This window comes from Brevibacterium sp. CFH 10365 (genome assembly GCF_009299785.1).
Lineage (GTDB): Bacteria > Actinomycetota > Actinomycetes > Actinomycetales > Brevibacteriaceae > Brevibacterium > Brevibacterium limosum.
Genome location: NZ_VIGO01000008.1, coordinates 119,785 through 135,350, shown reverse-complemented (window position 1 = coordinate 135,350; position 15,566 = coordinate 119,785). Strand labels below are relative to the sequence as shown.

Annotated in this window: 12 protein-coding genes; 9 read left to right on the top strand and 3 right to left on the bottom strand. The window is 65.7% G+C overall.

The genetic code is table 11. The annotated features are described in order from the left end of the window. The first annotated feature begins 138 nt into the window (after positions 1–138). Both FHG09_RS16420 and FHG09_RS16415 read left to right on the top strand, forming a co-directional pair. The gene (locus FHG09_RS16420; RefSeq protein WP_152348715.1) at positions 139–1,680 is read left to right on the top strand and encodes an APC family permease; all 1,542 of its coding nucleotides are present in this window, start codon (positions 139–141) and stop codon (positions 1,678–1,680) included. Between the two features lie 75 nt (positions 1,681–1,755). Further along, positions 1,756–3,186 (top strand): aldehyde dehydrogenase family protein, encoded by a 1,431-nt coding sequence (locus FHG09_RS16415; RefSeq protein ID WP_152348714.1) that lies wholly within the window; start codon positions 1,756–1,758, stop codon positions 3,184–3,186. Between the two features lie 51 nt (positions 3,187–3,237). Here the strand turns inward: FHG09_RS16415 and FHG09_RS16410 are convergent, their stop codons facing one another. After that, on the bottom strand, positions 3,238–4,134 hold the full coding sequence (locus FHG09_RS16410; RefSeq protein ID WP_152348713.1) for a LysR substrate-binding domain-containing protein: 897 nt from the start codon (positions 4,132–4,134) through the stop codon (positions 3,238–3,240). A gap of 230 nt (positions 4,135–4,364) precedes the next feature. On the opposite strand from FHG09_RS16410, the gene FHG09_RS16405 reads away from it, so the two are divergent. The 5 genes from FHG09_RS16405 to FHG09_RS16385 all read left to right on the top strand — a co-directional run bounded on the left by FHG09_RS16405 (position 4,365) and on the right by FHG09_RS16385 (position 9,988). Further along, positions 4,365–5,537 (top strand): acyl-CoA dehydrogenase family protein, encoded by a 1,173-nt coding sequence (locus FHG09_RS16405; protein WP_152348712.1) that lies wholly within the window; start codon positions 4,365–4,367, stop codon positions 5,535–5,537. 162 nt (positions 5,538–5,699) lie between these two features. Continuing rightward, complete coding sequence (locus tag FHG09_RS16400) at positions 5,700–6,716, top strand: 2-keto-3-deoxygluconate permease (protein ID WP_152348711.1); 1,017 nt, start codon at positions 5,700–5,702, stop codon at positions 6,714–6,716. A gap of 38 nt (positions 6,717–6,754) precedes the next feature. Beyond that, complete coding sequence (locus FHG09_RS16395) at positions 6,755–8,020, top strand: four-carbon acid sugar kinase family protein (protein WP_152348710.1); 1,266 nt, start codon at positions 6,755–6,757, stop codon at positions 8,018–8,020. Further along, complete coding sequence (gene pdxA / locus FHG09_RS16390; protein WP_152348709.1) at positions 8,017–9,042, top strand: 4-hydroxythreonine-4-phosphate dehydrogenase PdxA; 1,026 nt, start codon at positions 8,017–8,019, stop codon at positions 9,040–9,042. The genes FHG09_RS16395 and pdxA overlap by 4 nt, the downstream gene beginning before the upstream one ends. 46 nt (positions 9,043–9,088) lie before the next feature. Continuing rightward, positions 9,089–9,988: a GntR family transcriptional regulator gene (locus FHG09_RS16385; protein ID WP_152348708.1), complete on the top strand. Its 900-nt coding sequence runs from the start codon at positions 9,089–9,091 to the stop codon at positions 9,986–9,988. A gap of 64 nt (positions 9,989–10,052) precedes the next feature. On the opposite strand, the gene FHG09_RS16380 is transcribed toward FHG09_RS16385, so the two are convergent. Both FHG09_RS16380 and FHG09_RS16375 read right to left on the bottom strand, forming a co-directional pair. Then, positions 10,053–11,129: an amidohydrolase family protein gene (locus FHG09_RS16380; RefSeq protein ID WP_152348707.1), complete on the bottom strand. Its 1,077-nt coding sequence runs from the start codon at positions 11,127–11,129 to the stop codon at positions 10,053–10,055. Between the two features lie 40 nt (positions 11,130–11,169). Next, positions 11,170–12,069 carry an oxidoreductase gene (locus tag FHG09_RS16375; RefSeq protein ID WP_152348706.1) on the bottom strand — a complete coding sequence of 300 codons (900 nt, stop codon included), beginning with the start codon at positions 12,067–12,069 and terminating at the stop codon, positions 11,170–11,172. 49 nt (positions 12,070–12,118) lie between these two features. On the opposite strand from FHG09_RS16375, the gene FHG09_RS16370 reads away from it, so the two are divergent. Together FHG09_RS16370 and FHG09_RS16365 are read left to right on the top strand one after the other, a co-directional pair. Beyond that, positions 12,119–13,795 carry an ABC transporter transmembrane domain-containing protein gene (locus tag FHG09_RS16370; protein ID WP_227492820.1) on the top strand — a complete coding sequence of 559 codons (1,677 nt, stop codon included), beginning with the start codon at positions 12,119–12,121 and terminating at the stop codon, positions 13,793–13,795. Further along, entirely contained in the window at positions 13,792–15,564 is a 1,773-nt protein-coding gene (locus FHG09_RS16365) for an ABC transporter ATP-binding protein (protein WP_152348704.1), read from the top strand. Before FHG09_RS16370 ends, FHG09_RS16365 begins: the two co-directional genes overlap by 4 nt. Positions 15,565–15,566 lie beyond the last annotated feature (2 nt).

Here is a 15,566-nt window from a genome sequence, read left to right as displayed (position 1 = left end):
ACCGGTTCGGCTGGGTCGAGCCGGGGCAGCCGGCCGCGAATGCGCGAATCGTCAAGAACTCTGCCTGCAAAGCCAAGACGCAGCGGACAGGCAGCGGCCACACTGGCAGTAATCACTTACGACTGTTAGGTGGATCACATGAGCACTCTCAGCTCGGACCCGGCCGAAGGCGATCCGGGTTCCCCGATCGGCAGCGCTGCCGATCGACCGTCCACGGACGTCGGGCACGCACCTGCGGCCACGGCCTCACTCGATGCCCGCCGCATCGGAATCCCCGCGCTCGTCTTCATGATCATCGCCGCCTCGGCGCCGTTGACCGTCGTCGCCGGCGGAGTCCCCAGCAACTTCGCCGTCACCGGATTGATCGGGATTCCGCTGTCCTTCGTCGTCCTCGGGATCGTCCTCATCCTCTTCGCGATCGGGTATGCGGCGATGAGTCGCCACGTCCACAATGCCGGCGCCTTCTTCGCCTATATCTCGAAAGGACTGGGCAAACCCGCCGGGATGGGTGCGGCGATGACCGCGCTGGTGGCCTACAACGCCATGCAGATCGGCATCGCCGGGATGTTCGGCTTCGTCTTCTCCTCCTTCCTCGACACGCTCTTCGGCCTTTCCTGGTCCTGGTGGGTCTGCGCCCTCATCGCCTGGGTCATCGTCGGCATCATGGGGGTGCTGCGCGTGGACTTCTCCGCGAAGGTGCTCGGCATCATCGTCGGTGCGGAGTTCCTCATCGTCATCGTCTTCGACATCATCGGACTCGCCCACAGCCCCGAAGGCATCACCACCGACGGCTTCGCGCTCGACCAGCTCTTCGCCCCCGGAGTCGGTGCGGCCCTGGCGTTCTCGATCGCGGCCTTCATGGGCTTCGAGTCCGGAGCCATCTACAACGAGGAGGTCAAGGACCCCAAACGCACCGCAGGACGTGCCACTGTCATCGCCGTGTGCATCATCGCGGTGTTCTACGCGCTCTCGGCCTGGGCGATGGTCGTCGGAGAGGGGGCCTCGAAGGTCATCGGCCGGTCACAGCAGTTCGGCCCCGACCTCATGTTCGTCTTCCTCGGCGAGCATGCTCCGGTGTGGTTCGTCGACCTCGGCAACCTGCTGTTCCTCACCTCGCTGCTGGCCGCGCTCGTCGCCTTCCACAACATCGTCGCGCGCTACGTCTTCGCCCTCGGCCGCGATCAGGTCCTTCCGTCCGGCCTCGCCAGGACTTCGCGTCGCACCGGTGCCCCGGTGGCCGGTTCGCTCACCCAGTCGGGTCTCGCGCTCGTGATCATCCTCGTCTTCGCGGTGGTCGGCTCCGGCAGCGATGACCCGCTGTTCCCCGTCGTCACGCTCTTCACGTGGCTGACGAACATGGGCGCCTTCGGCCTCGTGCTGCTCATGGCGCTGACCGCGCTCGCCGTCGTCGGCTTCCTGCGCACGAAGGCGGGGGAGTACTCGCTGTGGACCCGGGTTTTCGCCCCCGGCCTCTCCGCGGTCGGGCTCTTCACCCTCTTCGTCGCCATCGTCATCAACTTCAACGTCCTCATCGGCGCAGAGGGCACCACGGTCCTGTCCTGGCTGCTGCCGGCCATCGTCCTCGTCCCCGGACTCATCGGCACCATCTGGGCCATCGTCCTCCGCTCGTCCTCGCCGGACCTCTATGCAGGAATCGGTTCCGGTGGAAGCCTGGGATGAGAGACCGAACCATGACCTCGACCACCAACCGACCTGCCCATCAGCAACTGCACAGTCCCCGACACAAGGAGCATCATGACCACCGAGACAGCCGTCACCGACCTCAGCACCACCTCTGCCATTCTGGCCGCGGTCGAAGACCCCGCCGGCCGCGAGATCCTTGATCCCGCCACCGGCGAGGTCGTCGGCCGCACCGCCGAGGGCACCCCCGCCGACATCGATGCCGCCGTCGCTGCCGCACGCAAGGCCCAGCCTGCCTGGGCGGAGCGCAGTTCGCAGGAGCGCAGCGACCTCCTCAACCAGGCAGCCGACGCGATCGAAGCCTCCGCCGAGGCGCTGGCCGAGCTGCTCTCCCGCGAGCAGGGCAAACCCCTGAACGGTCCCAACGCCCGCTTCGAGGTCGGCGCGTGCGCGGCCTGGCTGCGCGCGAACGCCGCCTTCGAACTCGAACCCGAAGTCCTCGTCGAGGACGGGGAGACCCATGCCGAACTCCACTACCGGCCGGTCGGCGTCGTCGGAGCGGTCGGGCCTTGGAACTGGCCGATGATGATCTCCGTCTGGCAGTTCGCCCCCTCGCTGAAGATGGGCAACACCGTCGTCCTCAAACCCTCGGAGTACACGCCCTTGTCCGTGCAGGCGCTCGTCGCGGTGGTCAACCAGGTGCTGCCGGCCGATGTGCTTGCCGTCGTGCCCGGCGACGGGGCGGTCGGTGCCGCTCTGACCAGCCATGCCGATGTCGACAAGATCATGTTCACCGGGTCGACGAAGACCGGGCAGGCGATCATGCGCACCGCCGCGGACAACCTCGCCCGCATCACCCTCGAACTCGGCGGCAACGATGCAGGCATCGTCCTCGACGACGCCGATCCGGCCCAGATCGCCGGGGACCTGTTCTGGGGAGCATTCATCAACACCGGGCAGACCTGTGCGGCGATGAAGCGCCTCTACGTTCCCGAATCGCTCTACGACCAGGTCTGCCAGGCCCTCGTCGAGGTGGCCGGACAGTCCCCGATGGGCGTGGGCCTGGAGGAGGAGAACGTGCTCGGTCCGCTGCAGAACAGACAGCAGTACGACATCGTCGCGAACCTCGTCCAAGCGGCGAAGGACGGAGGCGCGCGAGTGCTGATCGGTGGCGACCCCGCCGCCAATCAGCCCGGCTACTTCTACCCGACGACACTTGTCGCCGACATCGACAACGACAATCCGCTCGTCGCCGAGGAGCAGTTCGGGCCCGTGCTGCCGATAATCAGATACACCGACCTCGACCAGGCCATCGAATGGGCCAACGAGCTCGAAGTCGGCCTCGGATCCTCGGTGTGGGGCACCGATCTCGACGCCTGCCGGAGCGTCGCTGCCCGACTCGAGGCAGGCACCACGTGGATCAACAAACACGGTGCCGTCGACCCCCGAGTGCCCTTCGGCGGGGTGAAGAAGTCCGGCTTCGGCCTCGAGTTCGGTCTCGAGGGCCTCAAACACGTCAGCGTCCCCCAAGTCATCAGCTGGTAATTACTACCCGACGGCGGCCCAGCAACCTCGCGCGAGGTCGCTGGGCCGCCGTCACGTAGCAATAGGGGAGGGGAGGAGGCTGTGGACGATGGCGAGAGTCTTCGCCAGGGCCGTCGACGGGTTGTTCCGGCGCCAGCCGAGCGCGAGTGTGAAGGCATCCCCACCCTCGGCGAGGCGAACATACCGCACCCCGTCGATGCGGATGTGGTCCGAGGACTCGACGACGATGGCCACTCCCACCTGCGCGCCGACGAGTGCCAGCAGGCTGTAGGGATCCGGTGCCTCCTGGACGACATGCGGAAGGAATCCGGCCTCATCGGCCAACCGGACCATCACCTCCCTGACCTGCGAACCGTGCGAAGGGGCATAGGAGATGAACGGTTCGCCGGCGAGGTCGGACATCGAGACCTCCTCTTCATCGGCAAGCCGGTGCGTGATCGGAACGGCGACCATCACGGTCTCCTGTCGGATGACATGGAAATCGATCCCTGCGGGAGCCGGCGGACTGACGACGGCGAGATCCATCTCCCCGTCACGCAGAGCCTGCGCGGCCTCCCCGCAGTACATCTGCGGATTGAGGTCGAGGCAGATGCCCGGTTGCCTGGCCGCAACCTCACGGGCGATGAGTGAGAGGATCGAATAGCCGCTCGTCCCACCGAAGCCGATCCGCACCCGACCGACCGCCCCGTCCTGAGCCGCCCGTGCGATCCGCTTCGCCCCGTCGACCTGCGTGCCGATCGCATGCGCGGGTTCGAACATCGCCTCACCGGAAGCGGTCAATCGCACCCGCCGGGTCGTGCGGTCGAAGAGTCGGACCCCGAGCTCCTTCTCCAGCGAGCGGATCATCTGACTCAATGCCGGCTGGGCGATGTGAAGCTTCTGCGCGGCGCGGCCGAAATGCAGCTCCTCGGCGACGGCGACGAAGGCCTCGAAATGTCTCAACTCCATGCCTGTGCTCCTCGGGCTCAGCGGCTCGCTTACCTCGCCGACAGCGGTGCCGCGCCCACTGCGAACTGCCAATTGATATTCCAAACCAATCAATAGGGTCAATATTAAGTCTTGGACTTAAGGTAATGCGAATGGCACAGTGAACGGGAAGGGTCACGTCGACCGGCACCCCGCTCTCGACGTCCCGGCCCACAATCCGATCCATCACACGTTCGCACCAGGAGACATCCATGACCGCTGCCGCCGATCCCTCCGACCTGCTCGACCTCGCCGGTCTCCTCTCCGCCGAGGAGCTGGCGATCCGTGAGAAGGTCCGCACCTTCGTCGACGAGCGGATCCGCCCGAACATCGCCGATTGGTACGAAAGAGCGATCTTCCCGACCGAGATCATGCGTGAGATGGGCGAGCTCGGCCTCCTCGGCATGCATCTGCAGGGCTACGGCTGCCCCGGACGCTCCGCCGTCGAATACGGTCTCGCCGCCCTCGAGCTCGAAGCCGGGGACTCGGGACTGCGCACCTTCGTCTCCGTGCAGGGATCGCTGGCGATGTCGGCCATCCACAAATTCGGCTCCGAAGAGCAGAAGAACCGCTACCTGCCCGGCATGGCCAAAGGTGAGATCATCGGCTGCTTCGGACTGACGGAACCCACCGCCGGCTCCGATCCTGCCTCGATGGCCACCACGGCCACCCGCAATGAGGACGGAACCTGGAAGCTGACCGGAGCCAAACGCTGGATCGGTCTGGCCTCGATCGCGCAGATCGCCGTCATCTGGGCCACGACCGATGAAGGCATCCGCGGGTTCCTCGTCCCCACCGACACTCCGGGATTCACGGCCACACCGATCGAGCAGAAGCTCTCGATGCGGGCCTCCATCCAATGCGACATCGACCTTGAGGACGTGAAATTGCCCGCCGAGGCGGTCCTGCCCGGAGTCACGGGACTGAAGGGGCCGTTCTCCTGCCTCAATGAGGCCCGGTACGGAATCATGTGGGGCGCCATGGGGGCCGCCCGCGACTCCTTCGAGGTCGCCCTGGACTACGCACAGAACCGCCTTCAGTTCAACAAACCGCTCACTGCCTACCAGATCACGCAGGAGAAGCTGGTCAACATGGCCCTCGAGATTCAGAAGGGCACCCTCCTGGCTCTCCAGACGGGCCGGCTCAAAGATGCGGGAACGCTCGACCCGATCCAGATCTCCGTCGGCAAACTCAACAACTGCCGCGAGGCCATCGCCATCTGCCGCGAAGCGAGGACGATGCTCGGCGGCAACGGCATCACACTCGAGTACTCACCGCTGCGGCATGCGAACAACCTCGAATCCGTGCGCACCTACGAAGGCACCGACGAGGTCCATACCCTCATTCTAGGTCGTCACATCACCGGCGAGCAGGCCTTCCGGTAGTTGATCAGCCGCGCTGATCGGCTGTTCAAGAGCCCTCGCCATCTAGTTATCAGGCGAGGGCTCTCCCCGCCCGGCGTTGGCTTAATGTTCATATGTACGTACACTGTGTACGTACATATTTGATCATGTGCCTACAATCAGCTCACGCAAAGGGGATTCGTCATGGCTGCCGAATCACAGATCACCAGCAAGGTTCCGCTTTTCGATGGAATGAATCGGATACCGGGCGGAATCATGTTGATTCCGCTCATACTCGGTTCGATCGTCGGGACGTTCTTCCCCGGGTTCCTCGAGATGGGAAACTTCACGTCGGCGCTGTTCCGGGACAGCGCACTGCCTCTCATCGGCCTGCTCATCTTCGCCACAGGCATGCAGATCACCCTCAAAACCTCGGGCCCAGTGCTTGCGACGACAGGCACCATCCTGCTGACGAAATCGATCATCCCTGCTGGACTCGTGGTGCTGTTGGGGCAGTTTGTCGGGATCGAGGGAATCCTCGGTGTCTCCATCCTCGCGCTCATCGTCACGATGGATAACAGCAACGGGGGGCTTTGGCTGGCCTTCACCGGACGCTACGGTGATGCACGAGACCGGGGAGCCTATATGGCCTCGGCCGTCAACGACGGACCGTTCTTCTCCATGCTCTTCCTCGGAGCAGCTGGACTCGCGGACATCCCATACACTCTTCTTCTGGCAGCAGTGATCCCTCTTGTCCTCGGCGTCATCGTCGGCAACCTCGATGAGAAGTGGACGGAGATCATGCGTCCCATTCCCAACATCGTGATCCCTTTCTTCGCCTTCGCTCTCGGTACGGGCATCGACCTGGGCAATGTCGTCACCGGCGGTCTGTCCGGGCTGCTCGTCGGCGCGATTGCGACGGTCATTACTGGCACGCTGGCCTATTTCGGATACCGCTGGATCCTGCGCCGCGGTAAGCAATCCGGCATCGGAATCGCCTCGGCGACCACCGCTGGCAATGCCATAGCGACACCGGCGATCATCGCCGGTGCCGATCCCAGCTTCGAGCCATTCGTCGAGGTAGCCACCGCACAAGTCGCCTCGGCTGTTCTGGTGTCGGCTGTGCTCGCTCCGCTCTTGGCTGCGTGGGTGCTCAAGAAACAGGGCGGCATCACCAACGCCGAAAAGGACTCCGAGCCTCTGCGAGCGGACGGCCTGTGACGAACGCTCGGACGGGGAACGTCCAAGAGGCGCCAGTGGTGTCGGTCGTCGCCGATGATCTGACCGGTGCCATGGATTCGGCAGTGCAGTTCGCACACGCTGGATGGAATGCGCAGCTACTCCTCGATGATTGTGCGCTCGGCAGTCATAAGCACGGCAGCGTTAGCGCGTTCGTCACCGATGCACGGGCACTCGGCGATTCAGAAGCGAGAACTCGAACGCGTTCGGCTGCCTCAATCGGTGCCGAGAGGGCTACTCGCCTTTTCCTCAAGATCGATTCGACCCTGCGCGGATCTGTTGGAGCGCAGGTCGGCGGAGCCCTCGACGCGTGGCAGCGAACACGTCCGGATGCCTTTGCGCTGATCTGCCCGGCCTACCCTGCGATGGGACGTACCATTGCCGATGGCCTCCTTCTCGTCAACGGAACACCTGTGCACGAGACATCGATCGGTTCGGATCCCGTGACGCCCTTGACGACGAGCTCAGTCGCCGAACTCATCCCCGGCTCGTGCGTCGTGCCGGCTCCTAAGCGAGGTAGATGGTCGAAGGAGTCTTTGCTGGCAGCAATCAGGGTTGCTCGAACGACGTCTTCTGTTATCTCGGTTGATGCCGATGAACAAAACGACCTTGCTGTCCTCGCCGAGGTAGTCGCCGAGTTTGAAGACGACGTCGTGCCGGTCGGGTCGGCGGGTCTTGCCGCAGCGCTAGCGACGGTGTGGGGAGCGGGGCTCGAAGCTCAATCGCGAACACGACAAAATCCGCAGCGAATGATTATCGTGGCGAGTTCGCTCCATGACGTGACAAGATCTCAGGTGGCTGCTCTGTCTGCGCGGCGCTGCGAGCAGTCAATAACCTGGGCCCCGACGGTGCGCGAGATACTCGACGAGGGTGAGCGAGCTGCATGGCTGTCGGCAGTTCGCGCCACGGATCTGCGCCATCTCATCACTGTCATCGACGCTCCGAGGCAACGGGCTGAGCCAAGCGGCGCTGGTGAGTTCAAACCCACTGAACTGATAGTGCAGACTCTTGCCGAAGCCACTTCTTCTCTTATCGATGGCCGGACTTCGATTGCCCTGATGCTGCTGGGCGGAGAGGGAGCGAGGGCTGTTCTCAGCCGCCTCGGCGCCCAGCGTCTACACATTCACGCGACGGTTCGTGAGGGCATTCCGATTGGCTCGATCGAGGGCGGCATCGCCGCCGGTGCCACGGTCATCACAAAAGCAGGCGGTTTCGGCAGGCGCACAGATGTGGCCGATATCGCCGATGAACTTCTCAGCATCAACAATGAAGGAATCAGACAATGACACTACCCGTATTGGCGATTACTCTCGGCGATGTGGCAGGCATCGGGCCGGAGATCACAGCGAAGTCACTGCTCGGTCATGACAAGCTACGCGAGAAGTGCGTGCCGGTGGTCATCGGCGATCTCGCTTCGGTGAGACGCGGCGTGGAGTCCGTCGGCGGCGATCCCGTAGCCATATCTCAGATCAACGATCCGAGCGAGGCACAGAACGTCCCCGGCACCATCGAAGTGATCCAGGTCGGGCCGTCTCTTGAATCGGTCCCGGTCGGCGAGCTCAGCCCGGAAGCAGGCGACGGATCGTACCGGTTCGTCGTCGAGGCCTGCCGTCTGGCGAGGGAGAGGGCGATTGACGGAATTGTCACGGCTCCCCTCAACAAGGCGGCGATGCATGCCGGTGGCCATAGCTTCCCTGGGCACACCGAACTGCTCGCGCAAGAATTCGGAGTCGAAGACTATTCGCTCGTGCTCTCCGCCGGAGATCTCTACTTCTTCCACCTCACAACACACGTCTCGTTGCGTCAGGCGATCGAGAACATCACCTTCGATCGCACGTTCAGCGTGCTCAAGCTCGCAGGTGCCTTCGCCGAGTCGATGGGTAAGCCCAACGAGCTCATCGGGCTGGCGGGGCTCAACCCTCATGCCGGCGAGAACCGACTTTTCGGTGATGAAGATGCAGATGTGCTCGCTCCGGCAGTCGAAGCCGCGCGAAAGCAGGGACTTAACGTTTCCGGGCCACTGCCCGGCGACGCCCTGATTCCCTCAGCGGTACGAGGAAACGTCAACCTCGTCGTCGTCTGCTATCACGATCAGGGGCATGCGCCGTTCAAGGCCGTCTACGGCGACGACGGTGTCAACATCACTGTGGGCCTGCCTGTGGTCAGAGTGTCAGTCGACCATGGAACTGCCTTCGACATCGCCGGTCAAGGCATCGCCCGTGAAGCGAGTTTGGTGCTCTCACTCGAGCGAGCTGCTAGCCTCGCTCCGAAGTGGGATGTCGTCTGGAGAGCCGCGCAGGCGATGTGAGACGGTGGCGTTGCTACGATGAAGCGTCGGACAGTGAGGAGGCGACATGTGGATCGATGACCAGCCCTCGAAGGTACTTGATCCCGACGCAGCCTGCCCTCTCCACCGGCAATTAGGCGATGTGCTTCGGCAGGCGATCTCGCAAGGAGATTTGCCTCCGGGCGCGCAGCTTCCAACCGAAGCGGAATTTCAGCAACACTTCTGCATTTCCCGGTCGGTGGTTCGACAGGCGCTGTCATCGCTGACTCACGATGGGCTGATCCGACGTGGGAGGGGGCGGGGCAGCGTTGTCGCCCCCCGCCATGAGCATCATCGAGCCGTACAGAAGATGACGGGACTCTCGGCGCAGATTGCGACCGCGAATGAGGTCGTGACCACAGAAGTCCTGTCTCTCGGCCGGGAAACCGATTCGCGTGCAGAGAGGGCGCTGGGAACCAGCGATCTGATCGGAGTCAGGCGACGCCGCAGCGTCGATGGTGAACCGCTCGCCATCATCCACACCTGGTTGCCTCGAGATCTGGTTCCGGGTTTGGCCGCGGCCGACCTAGTCGATGCCTCGTTGCATGCGATGCTCGACACACGATTCGGGATTCCCGTGTCTGCAGGACGCAGGCAGGTTCGCGCGGTTGCTGCTTCTGACACATTAGCCGAAGCGTTGTCGCTGTCGGCAGGATCGCCGCTGCTAGTGCTCGAAGGCACGAGCCAAAGCAATGTTGGTGCGGCGGTCGAGTACTTTTGCACCTGGCATCGCTCCGACAGAGTTGTCTTTGATGTGGACGCCGGAGACAAGGGGCCCGGCGACTGGGGGCCTGCTCATCTGCTGTCCGACTCTATTACGGGCATCGCTGCGCAACCTGGCGTTGATTTGAAAGAGACCGCAAATTCGCTGGCCGAACAGCTGAAGGGATTTGCCGCGCGTCTGCCCACAAGCCCGGAATCGCACTAGGGCGAACCAAGCTTACGACCTGGAACGTTACATCACCGGGCAGCAGGCCTTCCGGTAGACGCGATCAGCGTGCGATCCGACGTCTGCCGACGACCACCTCGGCGGGGCTGGCCAGCACCGAGAGATCGGCGAGCGGATCGCCGTCAACGACGACGAGATCGGCCCGGGCACCCTCACAGACCCGACCCCGGTCGCTCAGACCGAACGTCTCCGCCGCCGTCGAGGTCGCCGCCCGAATCGCCTCGGCGGTGCTCATGCCGACCTGGACCAGATAGGCGAGTTCGGTGTGCAGCGAGGGACCGTGACGGACCGGGGCGAAGGGTGTCTCATTCGCGTCCGTGCCGGCGATGACGATGACTCCGGCTTCGTGCATGGCGCGGACATTGGCGATCGCCTGCTCCATGGCGGCATCGGCATGCTCGCCGAGGCGGGCGTCGGCGATTGCGCGCATCTTCACCAGAGTGGGGGAGACACGCGTGCCGGTCTCGACCATCCGCTCGATGATCGCCTCCGGCAGCGGGCGATCGAACGGCACATGAGTGAGGATGTCGACTCCGGCATCGAGTCCGCGAGCGAAGGCCGCGGCAGTCACCGCGTGGGCGACGGTGAGAAGCCCCCGCTGCCGGGCTCCCTCTGCGAGCGCGCGCAGGGTGGAGACGTCGAGAGCAGGCGTGTCGGTCGCGTCGGGATCTTCGATGATGATCTTGATGAGATCGACGCCGTTCCCGACGCGCCAGTCGAGGAACCGTTCGGCATCGCCGGGACCGATGACACCGGACTCGGCCGGGAAACCCATCACCTCGATCTGGGTGCTGCCCGGCGCCGAGGCGGCCGATCCTGCGCTGAGTATGTCCGACAGTTCGTCGTCGGCCCGAAATCCCGCGACGAGCGAATCCGGATGGGTGCCCAGATCGACGACCGTCGTCAGCCCCGACCGGAGCGCCTCGACCAGCCGCGAGCGCTCGCCGAGGTGGACGTGGGTGTCGATGAGACCGGGAAGCAGGGTGGCCGCCGAAGACGGATCCGGTTCCGCGGCCGGGCGGATCGCAGTGATCGTGTCAGCGAATTCGACGTCGACCGGTTCGCCGGCAGAGCTCGTGGAGTCGGGGTCGAGGATCCGAACATTGCGCAGTACAGTCATAGCGCCACGATACCGACCGTGGCGGCGAATGGTCGGTTCGTCAGGACAACGATTCAGGGAACCCGACCCCCGTCAGCTCCTCCGACGCCTCCCACAGTTCCCCGGCCACGTCCTCATCGAGCGCGCTCGGCGTGCGGCCGGTGAAGACGGTTTCGCCGCGAGTCTCGAAGGCACTGCCCGGACCCAGATAGGAATTGCCGGGGACATCGGCCAGGGCTGCGTTGAGCGTCGGCGCGGCACCGGCGGTGTCGCTCTGCGTGAACAGCCGGGTGATGGCCTTGCCGAGGACATCGCGCAGTCGTCGTCGGTCTCCGGAGTGGAAGAGGTTGGTTGCGGCCAGTCCCGGGTGGGCCGCGGTCGCGATCACTGCAGAATCGTGCGCCGTCAGTCGTCGTTCGAGTTCGGTGGTGAACAGCAGGTTCGCCAGTTTCGACTGCGCATAGGCGGCCATCGCCCGATACCGCCGGCGCCGCCAGTTGAGGTCGGTGAAGTCGATGACTCCCTGCCTGTGTGCCAGCGAGGAGACCGTGACGACCCGCGAGCGGATCTGCGACAGGAGAAGGTTCGTCAGCGCGAAGTGTCCGAGGTGGTTGGTGCCGAACTGGGACTCGAAGCCATCGGCGGTGAAGCCCAATGGCGGAGTCATGATGCCCGCGTTGTTGATGAGGACATCGATCGGGCCGTCGAAGCTCGCTGCGAACGAGCGCACGGAGGCAAGGTCGGCCAGATCGAGCTCGCGGACCTCGACCGATCCGGTCATCGCCGCCGCCGCCGCCTCACCCTTCTCGAGGTTGCGCACCGCGAGGATGACACGCGCCCCGTGGGCGGCGAGAGCGCCGACGCTGACCCGCCCGAGACCGCTGTTGGCTCCGGTGACGACGAAGGTCCGACCCTGGAGGTGGGGGATCCCGTGCTCGAGGTCGGCGGTGATGGGCAGCATAGTCGGCAGTGTAGTCCTCCGAATCAGCGGAGATGTTAGGGTAGCCTTCGTGCCGACCATACCCTCTTCAGGTTCGACCCTCCTGGCCAGAGCCGCCCGCCGGCGCCTCTCCCTCCTCATCCCCGGAGCCGTCACACTGTCGTTGTGGCAGGTCTGCGAAGCGCTCGTGCCCGTGGCCATCGGCATCGTCGTCGACCGGGCGATCATCCCGCTGTCGTGGACGATGCTCATCGTCTCCATCATCGGCATCGGGCTGCTGTTCACCGTGCTCAGCCTCGGATATCGCTTCGGCTCCCGCTTCTGCAATGCCGCCCGCGAACACGAGGCGCATGCCCTGCGCGTCGAGATCACCCACGCGGCCCTGACCTCGGCGAATCTGCCTGCCGACCGCGCTTCGGGCGAGGTCCTCTCGATCGCCTCGGCCGATGCCGACACCGCAGCCCTCTCCTTCGCCCAAGCCGGACGCGGCATCGCCTCGGTGCTGGGGATGCTCACCGCCGCCGTCTTCCTCCTCGTCGCCGACCCGGTGACCGGGCTCGTCGTCCTCATCGCCGTGCCCATCGGTCTGCTCATCGTCGCGCTGCCCGGACGGTCCGTCTCGGCCAAGGCCGGTGCCCAGCTCGAGGCCGTGGCCCGCGCCGGCCGCTCGGCCTCCGACCTCATGCACGGCCTGCGCGTGATCAAAGCCATGGGCGGCGAACCCTGGGCGGTGAGCCGCTACCGGACCACCTCCGACGAGGCGGCCACCGCCGGCATCGCCACCGGCGAGAGGACCGGGCGTCTTGCCGGTCTGGGCGCACTCGTGATGTCGATCGTGCTCGCGCTCGTCCTCATCGTCGCAGGGCTGCGCCTCATCGAAGGCCAGATCAGCGTCGGGGCGCTCATCGGCATCCTCGGAATGACAGCATTCCTCACCGAACCCATGCGCGCACTGGCCGAGATCGTCGGACAGTTCGCCCAGTCCCACGGTGCCGCGGAGAGGATCGCGACCCTGCTTCGCGATATCGACACAGCGGACGCCCCCGCGTCGGCGGAGCGCCCGACCCCACCGACCGTGGAACTCGACGACTCGGGAATCACCGTCGATGATTGGGACGTCGACGAGGGCCGCACCGTCGACTTCACCTGCGGATTCGGGACTCTGACCTGCATCGTGACCGAACAGTCCGAACCGGCAGCCGACCTCCTCGGCGCACTGGGAACCCACGCCCGCGGCACGGGACCGGACCGGATGATCGTGTCTCCCCACACCGTCGACCTGTTCGAAGGCACGATCCGCTCGAATATCACGATGATCGTCGGGACCACAGACCACCCGGTGACCGAGGACGTGCTCGCGGCCTCGGGCACCGACGAACTCCTCGGCCTCGTCGACGGCGGCCTCGATCACCGCATCCAGGAGCTCGGCGGCAATCTCTCCGGCGGGCAGCGCCAGCGCGTGGCACTGGCCAGAGCCCTCGACGCCGACCCGTCCGTCCTCGTCCTCCACGAACCGACCACCGCCGTCGACGCCGTCACCGAAGCCCGGATCGCCGAGGGAGTGACGCGGCTGCGACGGTCCGCCGAGGCGACCGCGACCATCATCCTCACCAGCTCACCGGCCTTCCTGGCCGCGGCCGACACCGTGGTCTTCGTGCCGACGACCGGCCCCGTCCTCAGCGGCGGCCACTCCGAACTGCTCGCCGCCGACGACGCCGAGGCCTACCGTCAGGCGGTGACCAGGTGAGCGCACACACCACCCTGACCATCGCCACCAGACGCCGTGCGTTCACCCGCCTGGCCCCGCTGCTGCGAGCCAGGGCGGGATGGATGGTCCTCCTCGTCATCGCCGGGCTGGCCAACGCCGGCGCCGGCCTGGTGGGCCCCTGGGCGATCGGCCGGCTCGTCGACGAACTGCCGGCAGGGGCGGGAGAAGACCTCGTGTGGGCCTGTGCGATCGCCGTGGCCGTCGCCGGTGTCGTCATGGCCTTGGGCACGTGGATCGGCGCCTGGGCCCTGGCCCACATCGCCATGCCCGTCGTCGCCGAACTGCGCACACAGGTCGTCGACTCGGCCATGTCACTCGACTCCCAGCGGATCGAGGCCACCGGCACCGGCGACCTCGTCTCCCGCGTCGCCGACGACTCACGCAAGATCAGCGAAGCCGCCGCCCAGGTGCTGCCTCTGGTCGTCGAATCCCTCCTCGTCGTCATCGTCTCCGCCGCGGGACTGGCCGCGATCGACTGGCGGCTGGGCATCGTCGGCCTCATCGCCCTGCCGATGTACTGGCTCACTCTGCGCTGGTACCTGCCGCGGTCCGAGCCCATCTACAAGGAGGAGCGCGCGGCCTTCGGCAGACGTGCCGGCCGTCTCCTCGGCGGGCTCACCGGAGCCCAGACCCTGCGTGCCTACCGCGCCGAAGGCGGGGAGATGACCCGCGTCGACTCGGCCTCCGGCGAGGCCCGTGACCTGTCGATCCACGTATTCCGCTTCCTCACCCGCGCCTTCGGCCGCAACAACCGCGCCGAGGCCGTCGTCCTCTCTCTGCTGCTCGTCGCCGGATTCGCACTCGTCCTCCTCGGCGAGACGACCGCCGGAGCCGTGACCACTGCCGCGCTGGTCTTCCACCGTCTGTTCAACCCGATCGGGGCACTGGTCGGCCTGTTCGATCAGATCCAGTCCGCCGGGGCGTCGCTGACCCGCATGGTCGGGGTCATCGACGAAGCCGAGACCTCGCCGAGGCGGTCGACCCACACCGTCTCAGGCGCCCCGTCGCTGGTGCTCGAGAACCTGTGGTTCAGCTACGACGAGGGCCCTGATTCCGACAATCACGTCCTGACAGGCGTGAGCGTGCGCATCGCCCCGGGCGAGGTCGTCGCCGTCGTCGGCACCACCGGCGCCGGCAAGTCGACCCTGGCCCGCATCGCCGCCGGACTCTCGGCACCTTCGCACGGACGTGCCGCACTCGTTGGCGACCCAGGCCCCGGCGCGGATCTGACCGGACTGGACGAAGCAGTTCTCCGCGACCACATCTCGATGGTCGCCCAAGAGGTCCACACCTTCAGCGGAACGCTGCGCGACAACGTCGCACTGCCGGTGCCGGCAGCCTCCGACGCGGCGATCCGCTCAGCGCTCGAGACGGTCGGCGACGACTGGGTGAGGACACTGCCCAAGGGTCTGGACACCGACATCGGCGACGGCGGAACCCGGCTCTCCGCAGTCCAGGAGCAGACGATCGCCCTGGCCAGACTCGTCCTCGCCGACCCGGACTTCGCGATCCTCGACGAAGCCACCGCCGAGGCGGGATCCGCCGGAGCCCATGTCCTCGAAGCCTCCGCGCAGGCGGCCCTGGACGGGCGGGGCGCTCTCGTCGTCGCCCACCGTCTCAGCCAGGCCGAGAAGGCCGACCGGATCCTCGTCATGGAGCACGGCCGGGTGATCGAGGAGGGACCCCATGCCGAACTCGTCGCCGCCGAGGGGGCCTACGCCCGTCTGTGGGAGGCGTGGTCGGGTTGACC